Source organism: Chromobacterium fluminis, from assembly GCF_011602385.1.
GTDB classification, from domain to species: Bacteria; Pseudomonadota; Gammaproteobacteria; order Burkholderiales; family Chromobacteriaceae; genus Chromobacterium; species Chromobacterium fluminis.
The window spans coordinates 24489-46541 of record NZ_JAAOMA010000041.1 but is presented as its reverse complement, the minus strand read 5'-3'; the positions used below and the strand labels follow the sequence as shown (position 1 = coordinate 46541).

Annotated in this window: 22 protein-coding genes and 1 other RNA gene; 10 read left to right on the top strand and 13 right to left on the bottom strand. The window is 63.1% G+C overall.

Annotation, left to right across the window (positions count from 1 at the left end; translation table 11 throughout):
- Positions 1–29: 29 nt before the first annotated feature.
- Positions 30–394: a transfer-messenger RNA gene (gene ssrA, locus HA052_RS21530) on the bottom strand.
- A gap of 612 nt (positions 395–1006) precedes the next feature.
- Here ssrA and HA052_RS21525 point away from each other — a divergent pair.
- Positions 1007–1450: a hypothetical protein gene (locus HA052_RS21525; RefSeq protein WP_141111181.1), complete on the top strand. Its 444-nt coding sequence runs from the start codon at positions 1007–1009 to the stop codon at positions 1448–1450.
- A 306-nt stretch (positions 1451–1756) separates the two neighbouring features.
- Here the strand turns inward: HA052_RS21525 and HA052_RS21520 are convergent, their stop codons facing one another.
- The 4 genes from HA052_RS21520 to HA052_RS21505 all read right to left on the bottom strand — a co-directional run bounded on the left by HA052_RS21520 (position 1757) and on the right by HA052_RS21505 (position 8313).
- Positions 1757–2857 carry a response regulator gene (locus HA052_RS21520; protein WP_166453522.1) on the bottom strand — a complete coding sequence of 367 codons (1101 nt, stop codon included), beginning with the start codon at positions 2855–2857 and terminating at the stop codon, positions 1757–1759.
- Positions 2854–5952, bottom strand: a complete 3099-nt coding sequence (locus HA052_RS21515) for a response regulator (RefSeq protein WP_166453521.1) — start codon at positions 5950–5952, stop codon at positions 2854–2856. The genes HA052_RS21520 and HA052_RS21515 overlap by 4 nt, the downstream gene beginning before the upstream one ends.
- A 240-nt stretch (positions 5953–6192) precedes the next feature.
- The gene (locus HA052_RS21510) at positions 6193–7506 is read right to left on the bottom strand and encodes an amidohydrolase family protein (RefSeq protein ID WP_166453520.1); all 1314 of its coding nucleotides are present in this window, start codon (positions 7504–7506) and stop codon (positions 6193–6195) included.
- Positions 7507–7524: 18 nt separating this feature from the next.
- On the bottom strand, positions 7525–8313 hold the full coding sequence (locus HA052_RS21505; RefSeq protein WP_166453519.1) for a uracil-DNA glycosylase family protein: 789 nt from the start codon (positions 8311–8313) through the stop codon (positions 7525–7527).
- Positions 8314–8508: 195 nt separating this feature from the next.
- Between HA052_RS21505 and HA052_RS21500 the strand changes: the two genes are divergently transcribed.
- The 4 genes from HA052_RS21500 to HA052_RS21485 all read left to right on the top strand — a co-directional run bounded on the left by HA052_RS21500 (position 8509) and on the right by HA052_RS21485 (position 11442).
- Positions 8509–10071 carry an alkaline phosphatase D family protein gene (locus HA052_RS21500; protein WP_166453518.1) on the top strand — a complete coding sequence of 521 codons (1563 nt, stop codon included), beginning with the start codon at positions 8509–8511 and terminating at the stop codon, positions 10069–10071.
- Positions 10072–10170: 99 nt separating this feature from the next.
- Entirely contained in the window at positions 10171–10716 is a 546-nt protein-coding gene (locus HA052_RS21495; protein ID WP_166453517.1) for a TetR family transcriptional regulator, read from the top strand.
- Positions 10701–11126, top strand: coding sequence for a DMT family transporter (locus HA052_RS21490; protein ID WP_206118992.1), 426 nt, complete (start codon positions 10701–10703; stop codon positions 11124–11126). The genes HA052_RS21495 and HA052_RS21490 overlap by 16 nt, the downstream gene beginning before the upstream one ends.
- Position 11127: 1 nt before the next feature.
- A complete protein-coding gene (locus HA052_RS21485) occupies positions 11128–11442 on the top strand; it encodes a DMT family transporter (protein WP_081548267.1) in 315 nt (104 codons plus the stop codon).
- Here the strand turns inward: HA052_RS21485 and blaCHC are convergent.
- Positions 11404–12615: a CHC family extended-spectrum class C beta-lactamase gene (blaCHC, locus tag HA052_RS21480; protein ID WP_206118991.1), complete on the bottom strand. Its 1212-nt coding sequence runs from the start codon at positions 12613–12615 to the stop codon at positions 11404–11406. The genes HA052_RS21485 and blaCHC overlap by 39 nt on opposite strands.
- A 190-nt stretch (positions 12616–12805) precedes the next feature.
- Complete coding sequence (gene ampH / locus HA052_RS21475) at positions 12806–13918, bottom strand: D-alanyl-D-alanine-carboxypeptidase/endopeptidase AmpH (RefSeq protein WP_081548271.1); 1113 nt, start codon at positions 13916–13918, stop codon at positions 12806–12808.
- 503 nt (positions 13919–14421) lie between these two features.
- Between ampH and HA052_RS21470 the strand changes: the two genes are divergently transcribed.
- Positions 14422–15123: a hypothetical protein gene (locus HA052_RS21470; RefSeq protein WP_043631225.1), complete on the top strand. Its 702-nt coding sequence runs from the start codon at positions 14422–14424 to the stop codon at positions 15121–15123.
- 114 nt (positions 15124–15237) lie between these two features.
- On the opposite strand, the gene HA052_RS21465 is transcribed toward HA052_RS21470, so the two are convergent.
- From HA052_RS21465 to HA052_RS21450, 4 genes are read right to left on the bottom strand one after another with little or no spacing between them, the layout of a single operon-like run.
- Positions 15238–16431, bottom strand: a complete 1194-nt coding sequence (locus HA052_RS21465; RefSeq protein ID WP_166453516.1) for a phenylacetate--CoA ligase family protein — start codon at positions 16429–16431, stop codon at positions 15238–15240.
- Entirely contained in the window at positions 16428–17354 is a 927-nt protein-coding gene (locus HA052_RS21460) for a glycosyltransferase family 2 protein (RefSeq protein WP_081548275.1), read from the bottom strand. Before HA052_RS21460 ends, HA052_RS21465 begins: the two co-directional genes overlap by 4 nt.
- 25 nt (positions 17355–17379) lie before the next feature.
- Positions 17380–18564: a hypothetical protein gene (locus HA052_RS21455; RefSeq protein ID WP_166453515.1), complete on the bottom strand. Its 1185-nt coding sequence runs from the start codon at positions 18562–18564 to the stop codon at positions 17380–17382.
- The gene (locus HA052_RS21450; protein ID WP_166453514.1) at positions 18561–19376 is read right to left on the bottom strand and encodes a hypothetical protein; all 816 of its coding nucleotides are present in this window, start codon (positions 19374–19376) and stop codon (positions 18561–18563) included. Before HA052_RS21450 ends, HA052_RS21455 begins: the two co-directional genes overlap by 4 nt.
- On the opposite strand from HA052_RS21450, the gene HA052_RS21445 reads away from it, so the two are divergent.
- Both HA052_RS21445 and HA052_RS21440 read left to right on the top strand, forming a co-directional pair.
- Positions 19359–19574 (top strand): hypothetical protein, encoded by a 216-nt coding sequence (locus tag HA052_RS21445; RefSeq protein ID WP_166453513.1) that lies wholly within the window; start codon positions 19359–19361, stop codon positions 19572–19574. The genes HA052_RS21450 and HA052_RS21445 overlap by 18 nt on opposite strands.
- A gap of 31 nt (positions 19575–19605) precedes the next feature.
- Positions 19606–19962 (top strand): DUF4180 domain-containing protein, encoded by a 357-nt coding sequence (locus tag HA052_RS21440; protein ID WP_166453512.1) that lies wholly within the window; start codon positions 19606–19608, stop codon positions 19960–19962.
- An 83-nt stretch (positions 19963–20045) separates the two neighbouring features.
- Here the strand turns inward: HA052_RS21440 and HA052_RS21435 are convergent, their stop codons facing one another.
- Together HA052_RS21435 and HA052_RS21430 are read right to left on the bottom strand one after the other, a co-directional pair.
- Positions 20046–20414 carry a LecA/PA-IL family lectin gene (locus HA052_RS21435; RefSeq protein ID WP_019100806.1) on the bottom strand — a complete coding sequence of 123 codons (369 nt, stop codon included), beginning with the start codon at positions 20412–20414 and terminating at the stop codon, positions 20046–20048.
- Between the two features lie 155 nt (positions 20415–20569).
- Positions 20570–20899: a hypothetical protein gene (locus HA052_RS21430; RefSeq protein WP_166453511.1), complete on the bottom strand. Its 330-nt coding sequence runs from the start codon at positions 20897–20899 to the stop codon at positions 20570–20572.
- A 162-nt stretch (positions 20900–21061) separates the two neighbouring features.
- Between HA052_RS21430 and HA052_RS21425 the strand changes: the two genes are divergently transcribed.
- Together HA052_RS21425 and HA052_RS21420 are read left to right on the top strand one after the other, a co-directional pair.
- Entirely contained in the window at positions 21062–21433 is a 372-nt protein-coding gene (locus HA052_RS21425; protein WP_166453510.1) for a hypothetical protein, read from the top strand.
- Positions 21430–22050 carry a CHAP domain-containing protein gene (locus tag HA052_RS21420; RefSeq protein WP_206118990.1) on the top strand — a complete coding sequence of 207 codons (621 nt, stop codon included), beginning with the start codon at positions 21430–21432 and terminating at the stop codon, positions 22048–22050. The genes HA052_RS21425 and HA052_RS21420 overlap by 4 nt, the downstream gene beginning before the upstream one ends.
- Positions 22051–22053: the final 3 nt, after the last annotated feature.

Below are 22053 nucleotides of genomic sequence, written 5' to 3'. Positions count from 1 at the left end.
CGTAAGCAATTGATTTTGCTAAGAATTGGTGGTGGAGGCGGCGGGAATCGAACCCGCGTCCGAAAGTCCTCTACAGTGAGTTCTACATACTTAGTCGTGTCATTTGGATTTAACCGCTGCCACGCCGACGGACAGGCTGGACTTTGGCGAGTTACCTATTGTTTCGCACTATGCCAAGTAACCCGACATAGCACTAGCAGATGTAAAGTGACACTACAGGGTTTTGACGCCCCCGGCCCATCTGCGAACCGTTGTAGTGTCTAGCTAGCCCTTAGGCTGCCAGAGCGTAAGTTTCGTCGTTTGCGACTAAATAAACTCAGTGTTTTACGGGGTGACTGAAATCCCGGTATGCCCTCATCTGCTTCGCAACCCTCGTCGAAACCAGGTCGCCCCCAGATAAGAATTCAGATTATATAGACAATGCGCGCCCAAGGCTAGTTCCGCGGCCTTTTTTGTACGAATTCAACCGCTGTCGGGTCAGGAGCGGACGGCGAGACCGGCGAGAGATGATGCTTGTCATATGACTCTGCTTGAAACAGATTTAGCGTTTTTCTTGAGTAAGCCGGTGCCTTAAGAACGTGTTTACGATCTCGCGAGCAAGAGCGAGACAAGGCGTTGCGGCTGAGAAAGCGGAATGGTCGAGTGGTACATGGGCATTTCGAAGCGGTACTCACCGTGTAACGCTCCACAACGCGCAGCAGATCGTAAACAGGTTCCAAGAGAGGGTGAAGTCAGGCTATCGGAAATCAAGACCGTGGTCTAGATTGGTAGTTTTATTGATGCGCAATGGAGTGGGACGTTCCGGGTTTCTATTATCCTATTTTCATGTATGAAAGGAGCTTTCCGAAAACTTTAGTGTTTAAGCGTTTTCCATCAAGCGCTGAAGACGGGGGGGCAATTTCAAAATAATGGGCTTTTTACGCGTCAATATTTGCAACTTCAGTTGGATTGACTATGTTGACTTCATGACTGGCCGCAAATGCGTACTTCTCAGCGAGGAGGAAATATGATGGATAAAGAGGCGCTCAGGCAGGAAGCCATGAGATGGCGAAACTGGTTTAGCAAAGGTCAGCGGCTTTGGAGCTTCGCCCATCATACGGCCATTTTCGGATCAATTCTTTGCAGCGTGGTGGTGGGGGGCTTGCTGCAGGTGCAAGGCTATGATCTCAAGGGTTATTCCACAGTGCTGACTTCAATCGCCGCCGCCTTGTCCAGCTTGGCTGCCGCCGGGGGCTTTGAGCGAAAGTGGAAAAGCAACCGCTTGAGCCGCAGCCGGGTGGATGGCCTGCTGATCGATATTGAGGCAGGTTCGTACAGCATGTCGGAATTGGCTTGTCAATTGAAGGAAATCATTTCCAAGCACGATCTGGACGTGACTAAAAGAGACAGCATGGAGCCCTTGCTGGTGGAGCATAAAACCAGCAGCACCGTTAAATCCCTGCTTTCCTAAGCGGCGTTCCCGTAAATGAAAAGCGTTGATGGCGGCCATGGCGCTTTGGTTTGAATGCAAAACAGTCCGTGTCGAATAAACGACAAGGACTGTTTTCTTATTGTCGGGCGAATGGCGGTGCGTTTTTGCGAGTTCTTGGAGCCTGTTTACGATCTCGCGAGCTAGAGCTAGAGCTAGAGCTAGAGCTAGAGCGAGACAAGACGAAAACGGCTGAGAAAGCGGAGTGTACACACGGTACATGAGCATTTTGAATGCGGTACTCGTCGTGTAACGTTCCACGACGCGCAGCAGATCGTAAACAGGTTCTTAGTCGGTATAGCGCTCGGCAATGGCGCGGAACGTTTCCGTTATGGTCAGGAAGGCGGCGATGATGTCCGGGTCGAAATGGCTGCCGCAGCCCTCGCGGATGATGGAGACCGCCTGTTCATGGGGGAAGGGAGGCTTGTAGACGCGGCGGGAAATCAAGGCGTCGTATACGTCCGCCACCGCCATTAGGCGGGCGGAGACGGGGATGTCGTCGCCGACAAGGCCCTGAGGGTAGCCGCTGCCGTCCCATTTCTCCTGATGGCTGTAAGCGATCTCCTTGGCGTGACGCAGAAAGCTGCTGGGAGAATTCAACAGTCTCTCCGCCGCGGCGATGGTGTCGCGCCCCAGGGTGGTGTGGGTTTTCATGATTTCGAACTCTTCCGGCGTCAACTTGCCCGGTTTGAGCAGGATATGGTCCGGAATGCCCACCTTGCCGATATCGTGCAAGGGCGCGGATTTGAACAGCTCTTGGATGGTTTCTTCTTCCAGCGCGGCTTGAAAGCGCGGGTGGCCGCGCAATTGAGTGCACAAGGCGAGAACGTAGTTTTGTGTCCGGCGCAGATGGTTGCCCGTTTCATGGTCGCGGGTTTCCGCCAGCGAAGCCAGCGCGAGGATGGTGACGTCCTGGACGACTTGCACTTCGTGGGTGCGGCGTTCCACTTCGCTTTGCAGGAAAGCGGCCTTGTCTTCCAGAAAGTCCGCGGCGGCTTTGAGCCGCAGATGGGTTTTGACCCGGGCCAGCACGATGGGGGGCGAGATGGGTTTGATGATGTAATCCACCGCGCCGGCGTCGAAGCCGGCCTGTTCATTTTCGTTTTCGCCCATCGAGGTGAGAAAGATCACCGGGATCCGCGCGGTGCGCGGATTGGCTTTGACTTGGCGGCAGGTCTCAAAGCCGCCGATGCCGGGCATCATGACATCCAGCAGCAGCAGGTCCGGCAGTGTTTCGCCCTCCAGCAGTTCCAGCGCGCGTTCGCCGCTGTTGGCGATTTGGGTTCGGTAGTGATCTTTGAGCAAACCGTAAAGCAAAGTGAGGTTTTCCGGCGTATCGTCCACGATCAGAACGGTCTGGCGCGGCGAGGCCAGGGCGGAGTCCGTCATCTTATGTCCTCCGGCAAAGGGATGCGCTGGGCGGCCGCGGCGTGGCGCAGCAGCGTCAGAGCGTTGACGAAGTCGAACTGGTTCAGTGCTTTTTCGAAATCGGCGAATTCATTCGGGGCGAGCAGGGCGCGCAGGGCCGGCGCCTGTTGCAGGAAGAGCTCCAGGGCGTCGCCGTCGCTGGCGGCCAGAAGGGCCGCCAACCGCCGCAGCAGCGCCGGATCGGCCGGGGCATCCCCATTCGGCGCGCCGGTGCCGGATAAACGATCCTCCGCCTCCAGGCCGGCGCGTAGCGCCGTCATCACCTGCTCCAACGCTTGTTCCAGCGGGGCCAGACGGACGGCGCCGCGCGCGCGCAAATCCCGCTCCAGCGCGGCGGCGGCATCCTGAAGTTGCACGCAACCCACATTGCCGCTGACGCCTTTTAGCGTATGCACGGTGCGTTCGGCCTGGACGTAGTCGCCGATTTCCAGCGCAGCGGACAGCCGCGCGGCGGCGTCGGCCTCTTCCGCGACGAATTGGCGCAGCAGGTGCAGGTATAGTTCGCGTTTTCCCGCCACGCGTTTCAAGCCGGCCTGTTGATCCAGGCCGGGGATGTCCGGCAGCGCCAGCGCGGACGAGACGGCGTGCCGGAGCTCCGCGCCCGGCGGTATCGGTTTGACCCAGCGCAGCAGGGTTTGGAACATCGCATGCGGGTCAATCGGCTTGGCGATGTAGTCGTCCATGCCGGCGTTCATGCAGTCTTCCCGCTCTTCCGACAGCGCGTCTGCCGTCATTGCCAGCACAGGCAAGGAGGAAAATCGCGGATCGGCCTTGATTTGCCGGGTAGCGGATATGCCGTCCAGCACCGGCATTTGCACATCCATCAGCACTGCGTCGAAGCCCTGCGGCCCCATCGCGGCCAGACGGGCCAGCGCTTCGCCGCCGTGATTGGCCAAAGTCACCAGCGCGCCCGCGTCGCCCAGCAGCTCCACGGCGATTTGTTGATTCACCAGGTTGTCTTCCACCAGCAGCAGGCGTACGCCGTCCAAGCGCGGCAATTCCTCGGTGAGCGCCACCATGCCGTGGTCTCGCTGCGGTCCGAACATCGCCAGTACTACGTCGTATAGAGAAGACAGGCTGACGGGCTTGATCAGGACCGCGTCGCAGCCGCTCAGCTCGCCTTGGGCGCGAACGTCGTCGCGGCCAAAGGCGGTGGCCAGGACCACCTTGATGCTGCGGCTGATGCTGCGAATCTGAGAGATGGTTTCCACCCCGTTCATGCCCGGCATCATCCAGTCCACGAAAACCGCGTCGAAAGGCCGATCCAGATTGGCCTGGGCGATCGCGGCCACGGCCTCCGGCCCGGAGGCGCAGACGTGAGCGAAAAAACCCAGCGACCGCAGTTGGTCGGACAGGATGTCCCGCGCCGACGCGTTGTCGTCCACCACCAGCACGCGCAAGCCCTTGATCTCTCTGGGCAAGCCCTGGCGGCGGGTGTCCACGGCGGAGGACACGCCCAGCCAGGCGTTGAACATGAACAGGCTGCCCCAGCCGGGCGCGGACTCTACTCGGATCGCCCCCCCCATCAGTTCCACCAGCCGCTTGGCGATGGTCAGGCCCAGGCCGGTGCCGCCAAAGCGGCGCGTGGTGGAGCCGTCCGCCTGGCTGAACGGCTGGAATAGCCGCGCAGCTTGTTCCTCGCTCATGCCGATGCCGGTGTCGTGCACGCAAAAACGCAGATGGACCTTGTCGCCCACTTGTTCCAGTCTGCTGATGATGATGGCCACTTGGCCCTTTTCCGTGAACTTGATCGCGTTGTTGCTCAAATTGATCAGCACTTGGCTGAGCCGCAAGGCGTCGCCCACCAGGCCTTTGGGCACGTCCGAGCTCACTTCGAACAGTAATTCCAGAGATTTGTCGGTCGCTTTTTGCGCCACCAGCGAGGATACCGCCTCCAACACATCGTCCAGCCAGAACGGTTCGGCTTCCATTTCCAGCTTGCCGGCTTCCACTTTGGAAAAATCCAGAATGTCGTTGATGATGCCCAGCAGAGAGGTGCCGGCGTTGTGGATTTTGCTGACGTAGTCGCGCTGCTGCCCGGTCAGCTTGGTTTTCAGCGCCAGATAGGACATGCCGATAATGGCGTTCATCGGCGTGCGGATTTCATGGCTCATATTGGCCAGGAACATCGACTTGGCTTGGGTGGCGTCCTCAGCCTGTTGCTTGGCCACGCGCAATTGCCCGGCGGTGTCCGCCAGGCGCGCGTAGAGCAGGCCGTTTTCCAGCAGCAGGATGATCAGCACAAAGCTGGCGGACAGCAGGCCGTAGCCGCGGCCGGCGTAAAAGCCCAGGTCGAAGCGGCTGGCGTTGAGCATGGCGGATAAGGCGATGTCGCACAGCCAGGCTGTCATCACGACCGCCAGCCAGACGTCCAGCAAGGTGCGCTTCCAGCGCCGCAGCAAGAGCAGCAAAGCCAGCGCGCTGAAGCCCCAAACGGCGGACACCACGCCGAACATGATGGGCGTGTAGCGGCTGCCCTGCATGATGGGGGGAAACCAAGGGTGGCCCAGCGTGGCCAGCGCGGTCAGCGCCAGCATCAGCGCCAGCGAGCCCGCGACGCAACCCAGCACCGCAGGCAGCGCGCTGGCAAAGCGCTTTGGGCCGTCGTTGCTTTGAGCCAGCAGTGAGTAAGCCAGCACCATCAGCGGAAAGCCGCCATGCCAGAACATATACATCCAGGCCGTGGTTTGCGGCCCGGCGCCCAGCAGGCCGCCCGGAGCGAACACGCCGGGAAAGGTCAGCGAATGCGCCATCGCCATCAGCGCGGTGAACAAATAGCCCGTCGCCAAGGCCAATAAGGCGCGAGCGCGCAAGATCGCGTATTGGCCGAACAACAGGGCCGCAGTGACCAGATCGCACACCGCCATCGCCGCCTGATACGCGGGAATGAAGGCGGGCACCTTGGGCAGGGGCAGTTTGGCGAAAGGCAGCGCGCAGACGAACACCAGCATAGACACCACGATGGCGGCCAGCGCCATCCGGCGCTGAGCGCGGCTGGGCGGCAGCGTGGATAGAAATTCGAATGCGTCGTTGCCGGAGGCGGGCGTTTGCTGCATGCGTCGAAGCTCCATCAATCAACGGATTTCGTGTTTATGAAGGAATCATATTTTGCTGTTTTATAGCATATGGACTCGCAAGAAGGGATGGAATGTCCGTTGCCTGGCTTCGGGTTTCCAAGCGTCGGATAATAAATCGAAGGAGGCTGCGGAGAGGGATGCGGACGCGTCTCCGAACCGACGTTGCCACGAAGCGCGGAGGGCTTGAACGGCGGATGAGGCAGGGCGCGGCGTGGACGCTCACGGCGCTAGCGGCGCTACGCCGGCGTATACCTTGAGCAGAGCGGCGCGAATGTCGCCCAGCCCTTGCTCGCCCTTGGGCGTCTTGGGGGTTCGTGCACAGAGCCGCTTGGGCGCGCCGTCCACGGTCAGAGCGTCGCAATCGGCGAGGCCGGCCGCCGTCATCGCGTCGTTGTCGCCGTATAGCAACTGGCCGCCCACCAGCACCGCGGCCACGTCGCGCAGCCTGGCGTCCAGCAGCGACTGGCCGGAGGTGGCGGCGCGGCTGGACAGGATGACGACATCGGCCTTCAGGCCGGCGCGCAGCTCGCCGATGTAGTCGTCCAAGGCCAAGGCCTGAGCCGGGTGGCTGGTGATCATGGCCACCCAGTCCCGTTCCCGGATCGCGCCCTGGAACTGCTGCTGATTGACGCGTTCCGCCACGCGCAGTTCGTCGAACAGATTATCGCTGCCGGTGGGGTTCCAATCCACGCCCAGAGAAACCGGCACGCCGTGGCGCAGGGCGAGGTCGACGCGGGTGGTGCGGCCGTACAAGGCCAGATTGCTTTGTGGGGACCAGATCAGCTTACTGCCCGCCATGCCCATCTGACGGAACTCCTCGTCGCCGAAGGCGGTGCCGTGGATGACGGCGGTGCCGGGGGCGAGCAGGCCCTTGGCTTTGAGCGTGGCGAATTCCGCCAGCGCGTCGGCGTCCACGCCTTCGGCGATGTGGATCAGGAAGGTGCTGGTCGCGTTCCAGTCGATTTTGGGCGCGCCGCCGACGTCCAGGATGAAGGTGCGGACGTGCGCGGAGGAGACGGGCAAGCCGGATTGAGGGTTCTCCGCGTTGCGAACCAATCCTTGCAGGCAGCGGCCGGCGGGCGATCCCTGGATGGTGGTGACGCCGCTGATCAGGGCCTTGGCCTCGCCGTATTTCACCATTTCGCAGATCAGGCCGCTTTTCTTCAGTTGATCGTAGGGCCGTTTGAACGCTTTGTAAGAGGCGGCGCGCTGCCATTGCCCGCGGTTTTGGTAGAGCTTGGGCGGCGCCCATTTGGGCAGGGCGTTGTAGGCCACGTGATTGTGGGCGTCGATGAAGCCGGGAAAGACGTAGCCCTCGCTCACTTCCAGCACCGTGGCCCCGGCGGGTTCGACGCAGTCCGCGCCGGCGCAGACGATGCGATCGCCGGCCAGTACCAGCCGGCCGTCGCTCTCTTGTTCCGCCAGCACCAGGCGGCCGCGGATCACCAGGTGTTCGCCGTCGCCCGGCGTCACCGTCACCCCGGCATAGGCCGGAAACAGCGCGGCGCACAGCAGCCATCCCAAGCTTTTCATTCTGTTCTTCCTTCGGCTTCAGCCCAGGTCCGCCTGTGCCGTCCACAGGATGGAGGCGTTGGCGGCCGGGGCTTTCAGTTTGGCCTGACCTTTGATCACCCGCGTGGCCATGTCGCCCTGGCCCAGCCAGGCCGGCATGCCGAAGGGCAGATCCGAGGGTGGAATCCGCGCCAGATCCTGATCGCGAAAGCCCGTGAGCTCGTAAGGCGAGGGGTCCGGCGCGACGCCGGGGTCCGGGCTCAGCAGCGGTGCCAGCGCGGCCAGTGTTTGGTTCCAGGATTTGAGCAGCGCGCTTGGCGCGCGCGCGGTGGGGTGCTGCGGCTGAAACAGCCGCTGCGCGGCTTTGAAGGAGGCGGCGCCGGGCCAATCGTCCAGCACCTTGGCCGCCGCCTTGCCAAAGCCGATCACCGCCTGCAGGCCGGGATGTTTGAGTTGGTCCAGCAGCTGATTGCGCCAGGCCCGCACCGCGGCCTGGTCCATGAAGCCGGCCATCTCCGAGTCGAACTGGCCGTAGATGCTGTACAGGCTGGCGTTGACGATCACGTAGGAGCGGTCCAGGCCCAGCTTGCGCAGAAAACCCTGTACCCGTTGGCCGGCGGTGCCGACCATGGCGCGACGCGCCAGGTTTTCGTCGGCGGACGGGTCCTGTCCCACGATCAGCACCTTGGCGCTGCCGTCCAGGCGGCCTCTGTAGTAGATGGGTCCCCATTCTAAGCGGAATTTGGCCGGGAGAGCCTGGTAGCTGGCCAGCGGAGCGCTCTCGAACAAGGTGGAGAAAGGCGGGGGCGGCCCGGGGTCCCAGAGCATGTGCTTTCCTTTGAACCAGCTGGCGGAGCCCTTGACTATAGGCCGGCTGGGAGGGCCTCGGGGCGGGGTGTTTGAGGTATATGCGATCAAGCGCGTGAATGAAATACGTAATATCCGTTAGCGGGACATTTTGGCGTCATCTTGTCGCGGCAAAATCAGCCTTTCGATCGTTATTGATAAAGCCGGAGAATGTTTATGGATCGCCGCCGTTTTTTGAAAACCTCGCTTGCCGGCGGAGGCTTGTTGTTGGCTGGGCCGGCGCTGGCCGCGCCGGCCGTGGTCACCTCGGACCGGCTGCGCCCGCTGATGAGCTCCGGCATCCAGATCGGCGACGCGGGCGCGGACCGCGCCATCGTCTGGGCGCGTTCGGACCGGACCGCGCGGCTGGTGGTGGAATGGGACCGCAGCGAGCGCTTCACCAGCCCGCGCGAGGTGCGCGGTCCATGGGCGACCGAGGCCGGCGATTTCACCGCGCGGGTGGATCTGAGCGGTTTGCCGGCCGGCGAGCAGTTGTATGTGAGGGCGCGCTTTGAAGACGCGGTCCATCCACGGGCCTGGTCCGAACCGGTGACGGGCCGCTTCCGCACCGTGGCGGAAACAGCGCGCGATCTGCGTTTCGTCTGGTCCGGCGACACCGCCGGACAGGGCTACGGCATCAATCCGGACTGGGGCGGCATGCGCATCTATGAAACCATGCGCAGGCAGCAGCCGGATTTTTTCGTGCATTGCGGCGACACCATCTACGCCGACGGCCCGATGGCGGCGGAAACCGTGGTGGAGGGGGGCAAAATCTGGCGCAATCTGTTGACGCCGGAGGTGAGTAAGGTGGCGGAGACCCTGGATGAATACCGCGGACGCTATCGCTATAACCTGATGGACGCCAATGTGCGGCGTTTTGCCGCCGAGGTGCCGCAAATCTGGCAATGGGACGACCACGAGGTGGTCAACAACTGGTCCGACGGCAAGGATTTGTCCGCCGATCCGCGCTACCGCGAGAAGAATATTGGCGTGCTGCAGGCGCGGGCCACTCGCGCCTTTCTGGAGTACGCGCCGTTGCGGTTTCACGGCAACGGCGAGGACGAGCGGGTGTATCGCCATCTGCCGCAAGGGCCGCTGCTGGATGTCTTCGTGCTGGACATGCGCAGCTATCGCGACGCCAACGGCGCCAATCTGCAGCGGGAGGGAGAGCCGGGCGCGAACTTCATGGGCCGGGCGCAGCTGCAATGGCTGTTGGAAGGCTTGCAGGCTTCCAAGGGCGTTTGGAAGGCGGTGATGGCGGACATGCCGCTGGGCCTGCAGGTGGCCGACGGCAAGAACGCGGACGGCAGCGCGCGCTGGGAGGCGATGGCCAACGGCGACCACGGCCGGCCGCTGGGGCGCGAACTGGAACTGGCCTGGTTGCTGCGCGAGATCAAGCGCCGCGATATCCGCAACGTGGTGTGGTTCACCGCCGACGTGCATTACACCGCCGCCCACCACTATCACCCGGCGCGCGCCGCCTTCGCGGATTTCGATCCGTTCTGGGAGTTTGTTTCCGGCCCGTTGAACGCTGGCACCTTCGGTCCCAATTCGCTGGACATGACCTTCGGCCCCAAGGTGGTGTACCAGAAGGCGCCGGAGACGCAGAACTTGTCGCCCTTGGCAGGCATGCAGTTTTTTGGGCAGGTGGACATAGACGCCCGCAGCCGCGCGATGACGGTAAGGCTGAAGGACGTGGCAGGCCAAACGCTGTTCACCCAAGAGCTGGCGCCGGCTTGAGCGCCTGCGTGAACGCGCGGCCTTGCCCGCCGCGCGATTGACGCCGTTTGTTCGAATTAATAAAATACATACGTATGTATTCAATTGAGGAGAGAACGAGTGGGCAAACCCAGATCGATCGATCGCGATCAAGTGCTGGACGCCGCGGAAGACATCATCGAACGCAGCGGGGCGGCCGCCCTCACCATCGATGCTGTGGCCAAGGCCGTGGGTATTAGCAAGGGCGGCGTCCAATCCTGTTTTGGCGCAAAGCACAATCTGGTCAATGCCATGTTGGAGCGTTGGGGCAAGCACTATGACGCGTGCTTCGAGAAAACGGCGGGCGTCGCTGCCGAACAGCTGTCCAGCGTCGAGCAAGTTAAAACCCATGTCCGCATCACCGCGACGGAAGAGGCCTTGATCGCCCGCGCCGCCTGCCATCTGAGCGCCATGCTGGAGTCCAAGGACCAGAAGGATTGGGTGCGGGCCTGGCATGCCGAACGCCTGGGCAAGCTGGACGTCTCCACCGAGGAGGGCCGCCGCGCGCGTATGGCCTATCTGGCTGTGGAAGGGGCTTTCATGCTGCGTTATTTCGGCCTGGCGGATATGAGCGAGCAGGAGTGGCAAGACGCGTTCCATGACATTGAGCAATGGGCGGGGAGCTGAGCGCTTGCTCGCAGTCTCGCCCTGTTTGCGAGATTTTAGACACGCGCCGAGACGGTTTGCGGAGTTTCACGGTTGAAATGGTGAAGGGCGGTTTAAAGATGCTTAGTTGGGTGTTGTTGTTGCTTGCCAGCGGACTTGAGGTGTTGTGGGCCGCGGGCTTGAAGCGTTCGGACAGCGTATTGGAGTGGTTGGCGACCATCGTCTGCATCGTCGGCAGCTTTGCCCTCCTGGTGCTGGCCACCAAAAGAATGGGCGCGTCGACCGCTTATGTGTTTTTCGTGATCTTTGGCACCGTGGGCACTTATTTGCTGGATGTCGCCCTGTTCGGCAAGCCGCTTAGCCTGGCCGCGATGCTGGCGATCGCGGCGATCTTGTTCTCAGTGGTGCAGCTCAAGCAGGTGAAAGATTGATATGGATGGGTTTTATCTGTTGGCGGCGGGCGTGCTTGAAATCCTGGTGGTGGTGGGTATCCGGGACATTGCGTTGAAGCGCTATGCCAGGGGCTGCGCGCTGTATGCGCTGGGCTTGAGCAGCTCCCTGTTTCTTCTCTATCTGGCGATGAAAACCATAGATATGTCGATTGCCTATGCCGCGTATACCGGGATTGGCGTGGTGGGCACGGTGGTGACCGGCATCTTGTTTTGGGGCGACAAAAAGAGCTACAAGAAGCTTGCCTATCTGTCGCTGCTAGTCGCGTCCATCGTCGTGCTCAAGACCGCCGGCTAGCGCACGCTCATGGTTGGGGCCCGGCGTCAGCCCGTCGTCCAGACGAGCCAGAATGCGGTAGGCTGCGCTCACTCGTTCGGCCAGCGGATAGGACTTGTTTGCCAATAGCACGATGCCCAGCCTCTTTTCCGGGATATAGGCGACGTAAGCCGAAAAGCCGTTGGTGGACCCGGTCTTGTTGATGAAGGCCCGCGCTTGCGGCGGCAGCGGCGGATCCAGGCGCTGCGCCGGCATGCCTTGATAGATGTAGGCGGGGGAATTGCCGCTCAGCAACCGGGGCAGGGCCACCGGATACGGGTATTGTTCCCAGATCAGGCTTTGGGTCAATTCCCCGGCGCGGTAGTAGCCGATATGAGTGTCCTCGAGCGCGGCCTGCAACTTGGGCGCCATGGGCAACAGGCCCATATTGGCGTTGAGGAAGCGGGCCAGGTCTGCCGCGCTGGACTTGACGCCGTAGGCTTCGTCCGCCAACACGGCCGGAGTCAGCCGCGCGGGCCGGTCGTTCTTGTCGTAGCCCTGAGCGTAGTCGCGCATTCTCTGGGAGGGAACGTTGACGAAGCTGCTGTCCATGCCCAGCTTGGCGAAAAGCCTGCCTTCCACCGCCGCCGCGTAGGGCATGCGCATGCTGGCGGCGGCGATCTGGCCCAGGACCCCGATGCCGATATTGGAATAGACCCGCTGGCTGCCCACCGGCTGTTTGGGACGCCAGCGCCGCAGGAATCGCCGCAACTGGCCGGCGTTGTCGACGTCGTCCGGCACGAACAAGGGCAGGCCGGAGGTCTGTGTGCCCAAGTTCAGTAGCGTGACGCGCTCCAGGCCGCCGCCGGCCAGCGCCGGCAGGTGCTGGGTCACGGGGTCGGCCAGCGAGAGCCTGCCTTCGGTCTGGGCGTAGCTGGCCAGCGCGGCGGTGAAGGTTTTGCTGAGCGAGCCGATCTCGAACAGTGTGGCGCGCGTCACCGGCCTATGGCCGACTTTGGATGCGACGCCGTAGTTGTAGACCTGGACGCCGCCGTCGACGGCGAGGCCCACCGCCATGCCGGGTATGCCGTTTTTATGCATCAGCGCGGGGATCTCCGCGTCCACGGCGGCCCGGGGCGAAGGCGCGGCGGCCAGAGCGTGGGCGGATAGCGCGGCGCAGAGCAGCGGCAGGACGCGGCGATTCATTAAGGGCATGGCGATGCCTCCTTGTCGATGAGGATGTGGAAGAGAAAGGGCGGCGCGCCGGGCGCGGCGGAGGTCGGGCTGCTGTCGCCGCCTCTACCGTTCCTGCTCGCCTGGACTGGGGCGTGGAGTTTGTTTACGCGCTAGCGAGCAAGGGCGAGATAAGGCGTTCGCCGACGCGCGGCGGATCGTAAACCGCTTATTAGGAGCGGTTCAGCGCCAGCAGCAATTGATTGACGCCGTCGCTCATGGCCTGGTAGCGCGTCTGTTTGCCGCGGGTCAGCGCCACCCATACCGCCGTCTGCCGTTGTGGATCGATGGCGACATAGCTGAAAAAACCGCCGCCGCCGGCGGTTTTTTGCAGGAAGGGTTGGGCCTTAGGCTGTTCGCGCAAGGCCACCCAGCCCAGGCCCAACGCGTCGGCTTTGCCGGGCACGTCCATGCCGGTAAGGCTGCGCAGATCGGCGCGCTGATAGCGCATCTGGAAGGTTTGCTGATACAGGCGTTTGCGTTGCTCGTTCTGGGGCCGCATCAGGTCTTGCAGCCAGCGTTGCATGTCGGCGGCGGTGGAGTAGACGCCGCCGCTGCCTATGGCCGCGCTGGTATTGACGCAGGGGCTGGTTTCCACGCCGCGCAGCAGACGCGCGCACTGCGCGGGGCTGGGGCTGAAGGTGGTGTCGCGCATGGCCAGCGGCCCGGTGACGGTGTCGCGCAGCAAGGTCGGATAGGGTTTGCCGGCGGCGACTGCCAGCGCGTCGGCTAGATAATCGTAAGCCAGGTTGGAGTATTGGGCGCTCTGCCCCGGCGCAAATCGGCTCTTGGTCTTGGCCAGCCAGCGCCAGCGCTGTTGTTGATTGGGCCAGGCGAACACCGGCGTGTCGCGCGGTTTGACGCCCGGCAGCTCGCGAGGAAAGCCGCTGGTGTGGGTGGCCAGGTGCAGCAAGGTGATGGGCTGGCCGCCCAAGGCCTTGGCCGGCCGGGCGCCGGCCGGGGCGAACTTTTGCAGTGGATCGTCCAGCTTGAGCCGCTGATCCAGCACCATGGCCGCCAGCACTTCGCTGGTCATCAGTTTGCTGAGGCTGGCGATGCGCAGCAGGGAGTTGGCATCCGGCGTCTGACGGCTGCCGGGGCGGGTTTCTCCGTAAAAACGTTGCAGGCTGCCTTGTTTGTCTATCACCACCATCACCATGCCCACCGCCTGGCTGTCTTTGAAGATGCGCTCGGCGTGCTGATTAAGTTGGGCGATGGGCATAGCGGCCTGGCTCGCGGCCGGCAGGGCGGCCAGGGCCAGGCTGAGGAATCCCTTTGTTCTCATTGATAATGCTTCCCTTGGGTGAGGCTGCGCATCGTCGGCGCTGTCGATGGCATGCATTCTATGGGCGGCGGAGGCCGCCGGCATAGCGCGCAATCTGTAACGGCTGTAACTGATTAAGCCGGCCTAGTCCCAAAGTACAGGCGTGTTCGGTTTTTGAGGTGCTATCAATGGCTAGTTGAAGTCCCTATCGCCGCCATTATCGGCCCCGCCTCGTCCGCGCCAAGGCGCCCGCCCCTGATTGACGACTTAGTGGCTGTTTGTTCATCCGCTTCGCCCGCGCCGCTGCGCGGGGGAGGAGAGATTCATGCGCCGTCACGCGACCATCATGTTGAACAAGGGGTAGAACCGCTGGCAAAACCCGCTTGAACGTCCAAGCCTGCAGCCCCGCTGCGGCGCGGAGCGTTGTCGTTTGCGCAGGTTTTGCCAGCTGCTGTTGCCGTATGGAAGACGCCGGCTTCGCGTCGGCGTTGGGGCAGCTGACTTACCTTTCGGAGGAAAGCGTCATGCCATCAGTCAATCAGTTTGCTTATGTGCCCAATACCAGCACCTACAAATTCGCCTATGGCGGGTCCATTCCCAATATGGCGATCGCCAATATGCCCAACGACACCAATTGGGCGCGTTGGACCATGCTCAACGACGGCGAGTACTACCGGATGTATTTCTTCAAGGGCAGCAGCGCGGATACCCTGTATCAGGCCGCGTTCAATCCGGCCACGTCCAAGTACGAGTTCGGCTTCCACTCCATCCCGGAGTTGAAGATCACCGGCGCACCGCCGGACGCGGACGCCAGCAGCGTATCCATGCTCTACGACGGCAGCACCAGCACGTATCGGCTGTATTTGCGGCGTTTGGGCGCGCCCACGGTGCTGTACCAGTTTGGCTTCAACCGTTCCACCAACCACTATGAGTACGGTTACAACTCCATTCCCACCTTGAACGTCACCGGTGCGCCCGGGGATACGGATTTCCACCGTTGGTCGATGTTGTTCGACGGCAGCACCTATCGCTTGTACGCCTTCAAGGTGGGCAGCGTGGACACCTTCTACCAGTTCGGCTACAACCCGCAGACCCAGGCGTATCAATACGGTCACGATTCCATTCCCATCCTGACCCTGGTGGGCACGCCGGCCAACAGCAATCTGACCAGCATGTCGATGTTGTTCGGCCAGGGCGATTACCGCTTCTATTTCCAGACCTTGTGAGCGGAGCGGGCAAGGGCGGCGGACGGCCGGGATGGCGGTCCGCCGGGGGGCCAACTTGTTCGAAGCCCGTGGATGTTGAACAGGTTCTTAGCTCGCGAGATCGTAAACACGTTCTCAGGCTCGCAGGTCCACGATGGGCGGCGTTTTGCTGGTGATGGGGTCCAGCCGCCATTGCTCCCGCGCCGCCGGTCTGAGCGCGAAGGAGCAGGAGTCCGTCGCCAGGCCCAGCAAGGCCGTCAGGCGCGAGCGCAAGGTGGCCTCCGCTGCGGCGTCCAGCGGTGCGGCCAGCAGCAGGGTCAGCCGCTCGCGGCCGGCTGGGTCGCGGTCCAGTTGGATCTGGAAGCCTTCCTCCGCGCCGGCCAGCCTCGCGAAATCGTCCAGTTCGTAAGTGGTTTCATTGAGGCGGAAGGAGCGGCCGTCGCGACCGCGCAATTCCAGCCAGCGTTCTCCGTCGCGCTCCACCCAGCGGCCGATGTCGCCCACGCAGTAGCGAAACACCGGAAAGCGCCGTCGCCAGGCGTTGCTGACCGCAATGCGGCCGTAACCGGCGGCGTCCGGCTGCAGGATCTCCGCCGCCACCCGCGGCAGCACCCGAAACAGGCCGGGGCGACGGCTGGCGTCGCTCCAGGCCCAGATGCCGGTTTCCGCGCCGCCGTACAGAGACCAGACCTGGCCCGCACCCAAGGCGGCGCGCAGCCGCGCCATAGTGGAGGCGTGCAGGGTTTCGCCGGCGTACAGCAGTTGCGGAATCTCCAAGCGCTGGCCCGCGGCCTCCAGATGGGCGGCGAACAGCGCCAGCCGCGACGGGGTGCCCAATACATGGCTGGGGCGGAACTGCCGCGCCGCGGCCAGGATGTCGGCGTCGGCGGCGTGGGCGCTCATCGGCAGGGTGGTGGCCTGGCAGCGCTCCAGCACATCGTCGACAATGGCGGCGGTGCGGTAGAGGTTGGCGTAGCCAAACAGGTTCAGGGCGATGCTGGCGGGGCCGAACACCCCGTCGGCGCGCAACCGGTCCGCCAGCGCCTGCCGCTGGGCCAGGTTTTCCGCGATATCCACCGGGAAGGTCAGCGCCGCCTGGGTGCTGCCGCCGGAGCGCACCAGATAGAGCCCGGAAGCCTCCCGTTCCGGCGCAAACGACGCCAACGCGGCTTGCAGAGCCGCTTTTTCCAGCGGCTGCGCGGCGTCGACGCAGTCTACGCCGCGGTAAAGCGCTTGGTAGAAGGGGTGGGCGCGGGCCAGCTCGAAACACTCTCGCAACAAGGCTTGCTGACGAGCCGACGCGGAAGGCTGGGTTAGCGGCGCGTTCATGCCGGCAACCTCGCCGCATCCGTTTGCGCTAGCCCCAGCTGGATCAGCAGCGGGCGATGGCGGGCCAGGAAGGCGCGCCGCTGCGCCGCGTCCGGCAGCGATTCCTGCGCATAATCCAGCCAGCGCTGCGCCAGCATGCGAGCCAGGCGCAGCTCGTCCGCGTCCTGGCTGCCGGCATAACGCAGCACGGTGGGTGGGGTGGCCAGCAGCCGCCAATCCCGGCACGGCCGGTGGGACAGGCTGTCCGCCAGAATGCGGAAGCGAATCAGCGGAGCGGACAGCACCCCGGCGCGTCCGCCGTGCGCGACGATCTCCTTCAGCACCCGATACCAGAAATCGATGCCCTCGTTCAAGCGCGCGCCGGCCACGTAGCGCTGCGTCAGCAGCCACTGCCGCCGCGCGGCCACATTGCTGGCCCGGCCCATGAAGAAATCAGGGTGGCCGGCGGTGCGCAGCGGGCGCGGAAGCAGGAAGACTTCGTCCTCCAGGGGCTCCCACTCGGCGCGCAGCGCGTCCGCTTGCGGGAAGCGCTCTTCCTGCGGCGAGCTGTCATAGCCCAGCACCGCCAGGTCCAGCCGGTGCTCGTTCATTTTTTGCTCCAGCAAGCGCAGGCAATCCGGACGGTAGCAGTCGTCGGCGTCCAGAAAGCTCACTAGTTCGCCGCCGGCCCGCGCCAGCCCGGCGTTGCGCGCCGCGCCGGGGCCGCTGTTGCGCGGCAGCCGCAGCAGCACGCTGCGGGTATGAGATAAATCCTGAGCGTGGTGGCGCAAGGCCTGCTCCGCCGCCTCCATGCCGTTGTCGGTGCTGGCGTCGTCGACGATGATGATCTCGTCCGGTGCTTTCTCCTGCGCCGCCAGCGAGGCGATGGTTTCGCCGATATAGGCGCGTTTGTTGTACAGCGGAATAATGACGGAATGCCGCATGAAGCCCCCTGTGCGCGAAACCGGTTCAGGCCGCCGCGGCGGCGGAGTACAGCTTGCCGCGACGTTGGTGCAGATTGATGATCAACTCGTCCGAGCCGCGAAACACTCCGGGGCCGTAGCTTTCCGCATCGCGGCACAGCTGCATGCCCACCAGCCGGATGAGCTGCCGGCTTTCCGGGTCTTCGAACTCGCTTTGTTCAATGTAGTTTTGAAACATGTACTGTGGCCATTGCCCCAGCACCAGTTCGCGCCAGGCGGCTTCGCCGCAGGCGGAGCGCACCATCGAGCCCAGACCGCGGCCGCCGCTGCTGGGCTTGGCGATGAAGTCGCCGGGGAGCGCCAACAGGGCTTCGGCCTCTTCCCGCGAAGCCGGCGCGAAGGAGGGAATCAGAAAGGGGCGAAGGGCGGCGTAATCGTCGGCGTCCAGGCAGTCCCGCATGATGTCCTCGCGGTTCAGGACCGCCAGAGAGCGCTTGTCGTGCACCAGGATCAGCGTGCGGATGTCGTTGAAATAAGCGCCGCCGTCCAGCAACTGGTCCAGCACCGCGTCCGGCAACAGCGGCAGTTCGCTACGGTCCATTTCCAGAATGCAGCGGTCCACTGCGCGGCCGTCCAGCCACAGCTTGCCGTTGCGGACGCTGAGCGCTTCCGGCCGGGCGGACAGAAAGTGAACGCCGTCGCGCCGCAGCGTTTCCGCCAGCAGAAAAATCTCGGTGCCGGGCTCGCGGGCGTGTACAAGGGCTACCACGCAGCCGGGCGGGTGCCATTGACGCAGCGTTTGCAAGAAGGCGTCGTCTCCGGCCGCCTGGCCCAGCCAGTGGCTGATCATCCAACCGTTCATTGGATAACGCGCGCCCACCTCGCAGATGCGCGGCAGGCCGCGGCGGTCGTAAATGAAGTCCGGGCGGTAAAAACCCACGCGGTAAGGCCGGCCGTGAGCGTGCAGCAGCAGCGTCTCCATTGCTTTGGGCAACTGATAAAGCGCCCGGATGCGCGGGTCCAGGAAATAGCGGCCGACGATGGCCCGGAACGCGGCGTCCAGCAGCGCGCTCAGACGGCGCAGGCGGCTCAGATAGCCGGCGGACACCTCCACGCGGGCGCGCGCCAGCTGCTCCGGGGCGAACAGCGGCGGCGTGTCCGGCGGCCAGGAGGGCGGCGCGGCGTCGGCCTGGTCCGCCAGCCGCAAGAGCGGCGGTTCGCTTCCGCTCACAACACTTCCGCCGGGACGTCCTGCGCCACCGTTTCCAGTACTGCCGCCTTTTGTTCCAGGTAAGCGCCGACGATGCCGTCCAGGCTGTAGCGTTCCAAGTCCAGCGCCATGGCCCGCGAATAGTGGCGGATAGCGTTCATGGCGTGAAAGAAGTGGTTTTTCTCGGTGGGGCCGCAGTGCACGCTGATCCAGCCCAAGGTGCGGGTGGCGTCGCGCTCGGCGAAGCCCAGGGTTTGCGTCAGCCAGCGGCGGAACAAAGGCAGGATGAACTCCACTTCGCCGTGAGTGTAGATCTCATGCGTCAGCGTGGTCAGCAGCGCAATGGCCAGGTCCGGCTCGCGCAGCGACTGATGGTCCTTCCAGCTCTTGAAGGTCTTGGCGCTGGGGTGGAGGTAGGCATGGGACAGCCACTGGTCATCTCCGACAATGCCCGTGGCCATGTTGTAGTACATCTGGGCGTGCAGAATCTTGTGCGTGACCGCCAAATCCTCGTCCACGATGCGGTTCAAGCAGACCATGGCGGCAAATAAAGCTTCGCGGTCCGCCACCGGTCGGTCGGTGTGAATCAGCAGGGTCATCCGGTTGCTGATGCCGGCCACCGTCATCGCGCTATTGTTGGTCTGGCTCCAGCTTTGAAAAAAACGGCTCAAGGTTTCGGTGCTCTGTCGCCGCGCGGTCAGGCGCGCAAAGCCGGCTTCGATTGTTTCAAAGTGGCGGCCGTGTCGTTCAAAGGCTTGCAGCAGTTCGCGTTTGAGGTGGGAGGCGGGCAAATCCCGCAATACCGGCATGATGATATGGCTGAGATGATTCATGAGCAGGACCCCTTGCTTGCATTGAGTGCGCGCCACGACGGGCCGGGCGGGGAGGCCGCCGGCCCGTTCCTTTTTTCGGTCGGGCAGAAATCAATATGGTTTAAGGATCAGACTGCCGCTATAGGTACTACCACGATATTGAAAATCCGCATGAATGAGCTAACGGTTCTTGTCGCACGAGTCATTGATTTGGCATGATTTATCTTTTCCCGCAAGCGAGGCAGCGAAAATGCAAACTCAAGTGATGACTGTCAAACAGGCAAGGTTGATTGAATGCTGCGCCGGCGTGGAAAGCCTGGATCAGGCCTTGGAACTGGTGGCGCTGTGCGCGGAGCACGACGCGCCGTGCGTGTTGCTGGCGGAGGAAGCTTTGCCGCCGGCCTTTTTTGACTTGAGCAGCCGTTTTGCCGGGGAGTTCATCCAGAAGCTGATCAACTACCGCCTAGCCGTGGCCGGCGTGTTCGCGGACAGCGCCGCCTATGGCGAGAGATTTCGCGAATACCTGAACGAAGCGCGCCGAGGCCTGCAGTTTCGCGTGTTCGATGATAGGGAGGCGGCTCTGGTCTGGCTGGCGGCGCAGTATTGAGAGCGTAGCGGCTCGGACAGTGAAGACGGGGAAGGGACGCGGAGCAGCCCCTTGCGGGGCTGCTTGCGAGCGGAAGAGCGGGATCAGACCGCGTCTTTGCCGATGCTTACCTGGAAGGAACCGGAGTTGTTGCCGTAGGTGTTGGGCACATCGTTGTAGTACAGCGTGATCTGGCCTTGGGCGTTGGCCGGCGCTTTCCAGCGGAACAGGCCGGTGTTCACCGGGATGAAGCCGCTGGCGCCGATCTTCATCACCAGCGCGCCGCAGTAGGCGTCGCCGCAGATCAGGCCCTGATTGGGGTGGCTCTTGTCGCCCTGAGGGCCCCAGTTGGGCTGCGGGCCGTAGCCTGCCCAACCCGACGCGACAATGGTGATCACATCGCCGGGATTGTAAGTGATGGTGGTGGGTTCCCCGTTGGGATTGTTCGCAGCGACAGTACCGGTCCAAGCCATGATGAATCTCCAAAATGAAAGTGAGAGAAAGCAGATTCGACGTCGCGCCGACGGCGCGAGGAATATGCTTATTTCATTAAAGTTGGCGATGGGGGTTTTAGCCGCTGATCTTTCGGCGAGGCCGGCGCTGGGAACTTCTGATAGCTTGCCGGAGCTCAGCGGCCTTTATCCAGTTCGCAGGCCAGGCCGGTGCCGGCGAAGCCGCCGTAAAGTTTCATTTGGTCAGGCTGTTTGCGGGTGATGAAGAAGCTGTCCGGCAGCGGCAAGCCGGTCTTGCCCCGTGGCCAGGTCAGTAGTCCGCGCTCATCCATATAGCCCTGGAAGCGCTGTCCGCCGCGGATCAACTCCACCGTTTGGCTCTGGCGGCTGAAGTGAAAGCGGGTGGCGTCTGCGCAGTGGTAGCTGGCCTGCATCGCTTGCGGCTTGCAGCCGGCCGTCAGGGCCAGCGCCAAGCTGGCGAAGAGGAAACGGGCAGGGAGGGTCATGGGCGGCGTTTGGGCTTAGGTCGGAAGGCCGCCAATATAGCAAGAGCGGCCGGCGACGGCTAGCCGCGCTCCAGGTGAGGCTGGTCCATTCGCGAGGCAACTGTTAACATGCCGATCGATTTTTTGGCCGTCGATCCCGATGGCGGCCGCAAGGAGGCAAGCATGTTTTCGCGAAAGTTGATGCTGACGGTTTTGGGCGCGTTGACGCCGTTTGCCGCGATGGCGGCGGATATCTATATCGGCATGTTGAGCATGAACGAGGGAGCCATGCGCTTGACTCGCTGCAGCATCGGCAAGCCGACCTATCTGCTGCTGAGCCCGGAAGGCCGGCCGTTGGTGGAATGGCCGGGGGTGTCGCCGCAGGCATTGGATGAAAAGGCCAGAACCTCGGCCCGGATCTTGGGCGAGTTTGAGGAGCGGGACGGCAAGCCGGCTTTGCGGGTGGAGGGAATCGATGCGATCCGCTCCGGCGAGTCCTGCCATCTTGACGATTGGCTGGACGAGCAAGCCGCGCCAGAGGCGGAGCCGCGGTGAAACTGAGCAAGGGCAAGGCGGCGCTGACGCTGTTGGCGTTGCTGGGCGGCGTTTACTGGGCGGTCACTCATCTGAATAGCAACTGGGGCCGCGTAGTGGGCGAGCCGGTGGATGCGTTCAACGGCGTCGCTGTGTATTACAACGGCGGCGTGCAGAACGTGGAAGGGCGCAACCTGACGCCGGACGGCTACAACCTGGGCTTGCGCTATCAGTGCGTGGAGTTCGTCAAACGCTATTACTATCAGCGCTTTGGCCACAAAATGCCGGTGGACAAAGGCCATGCCCAGGATTTCTTCCTGTCCCGGCTGGACAACGGCGCGCTTAATCCCGAACGCGGCCTGCTGCAGTACCGCAACGGCGGCGGCGACGCGCCGAGGGAAGAGGATCTTATCGTGTTCGCGCCCTGGGTTTTCAATCGTTATGGGCATGTCGCCATCGTCAGCCGGATCGGGCCGGATTTCATCGAGATTGTGCAGCAGAATCCCGGCCCGTTCGGCGATGCGCGCGAGCGGCTGCCCTTGCTCATGGAGCAGGGCGCGCCGCGGGTGGACCATACGCGGGTGCTGGGCTGGCTGCGCCGCGCGCCGGAGACTTCAGCGCCAGCGGACGAGGCCTGAGGC

Excerpts from the sequence above, each read along its gene's own strand:
- HA052_RS21525 (WP_141111181.1), top strand. The coding sequence starts at position 1,007 with ATGATGGATAAAGAGGCGCTCAGGCAGGAAGCCATGAGATGGCGAAAC.
- HA052_RS21520 (WP_166453522.1), bottom strand. The coding sequence starts at position 2,857 with ATGACGGACTCCGCCCTGGCCTCGCCGCGCCAGACCGTTCTGATCGTG.
- HA052_RS21515 (WP_166453521.1), bottom strand. The coding sequence starts at position 5,952 with ATGCAGCAAACGCCCGCCTCCGGCAACGACGCATTCGAATTTCTATCC.
- HA052_RS21510 (WP_166453520.1), bottom strand. The coding sequence starts at position 7,506 with ATGAAAAGCTTGGGATGGCTGCTGTGCGCCGCGCTGTTTCCGGCCTAT.
- HA052_RS21505 (WP_166453519.1), bottom strand. The coding sequence starts at position 8,313 with ATGCTCTGGGACCCCGGGCCGCCCCCGCCTTTCTCCACCTTGTTCGAG.
- HA052_RS21500 (WP_166453518.1), top strand. The coding sequence starts at position 8,509 with ATGGATCGCCGCCGTTTTTTGAAAACCTCGCTTGCCGGCGGAGGCTTG.
- HA052_RS21490 (WP_206118992.1), top strand. The coding sequence starts at position 10,701 with ATGGGCGGGGAGCTGAGCGCTTGCTCGCAGTCTCGCCCTGTTTGCGAG.
- HA052_RS21485 (WP_081548267.1), top strand. The coding sequence starts at position 11,128 with ATGGATGGGTTTTATCTGTTGGCGGCGGGCGTGCTTGAAATCCTGGTG.
- blaCHC (WP_206118991.1), bottom strand. The coding sequence starts at position 12,615 with ATGCCCTTAATGAATCGCCGCGTCCTGCCGCTGCTCTGCGCCGCGCTA.
- ampH (WP_081548271.1), bottom strand. The coding sequence starts at position 13,918 with ATGAGAACAAAGGGATTCCTCAGCCTGGCCCTGGCCGCCCTGCCGGCC.
- HA052_RS21470 (WP_043631225.1), top strand. The coding sequence starts at position 14,422 with ATGCCATCAGTCAATCAGTTTGCTTATGTGCCCAATACCAGCACCTAC.
- HA052_RS21465 (WP_166453516.1), bottom strand. The coding sequence starts at position 16,431 with ATGAACGCGCCGCTAACCCAGCCTTCCGCGTCGGCTCGTCAGCAAGCC.
- HA052_RS21460 (WP_081548275.1), bottom strand. The coding sequence starts at position 17,354 with ATGCGGCATTCCGTCATTATTCCGCTGTACAACAAACGCGCCTATATC.
- HA052_RS21445 (WP_166453513.1), top strand. The coding sequence starts at position 19,359 with ATGGCTGAGATGATTCATGAGCAGGACCCCTTGCTTGCATTGAGTGCG.
- HA052_RS21450 (WP_166453514.1), bottom strand. The coding sequence starts at position 19,376 with ATGAATCATCTCAGCCATATCATCATGCCGGTATTGCGGGATTTGCCC.
- HA052_RS21440 (WP_166453512.1), top strand. The coding sequence starts at position 19,606 with ATGCAAACTCAAGTGATGACTGTCAAACAGGCAAGGTTGATTGAATGC.
- HA052_RS21435 (WP_019100806.1), bottom strand. The coding sequence starts at position 20,414 with ATGGCTTGGACCGGTACTGTCGCTGCGAACAATCCCAACGGGGAACCC.
- HA052_RS21430 (WP_166453511.1), bottom strand. The coding sequence starts at position 20,899 with ATGACCCTCCCTGCCCGTTTCCTCTTCGCCAGCTTGGCGCTGGCCCTG.
- HA052_RS21425 (WP_166453510.1), top strand. The coding sequence starts at position 21,062 with ATGTTTTCGCGAAAGTTGATGCTGACGGTTTTGGGCGCGTTGACGCCG.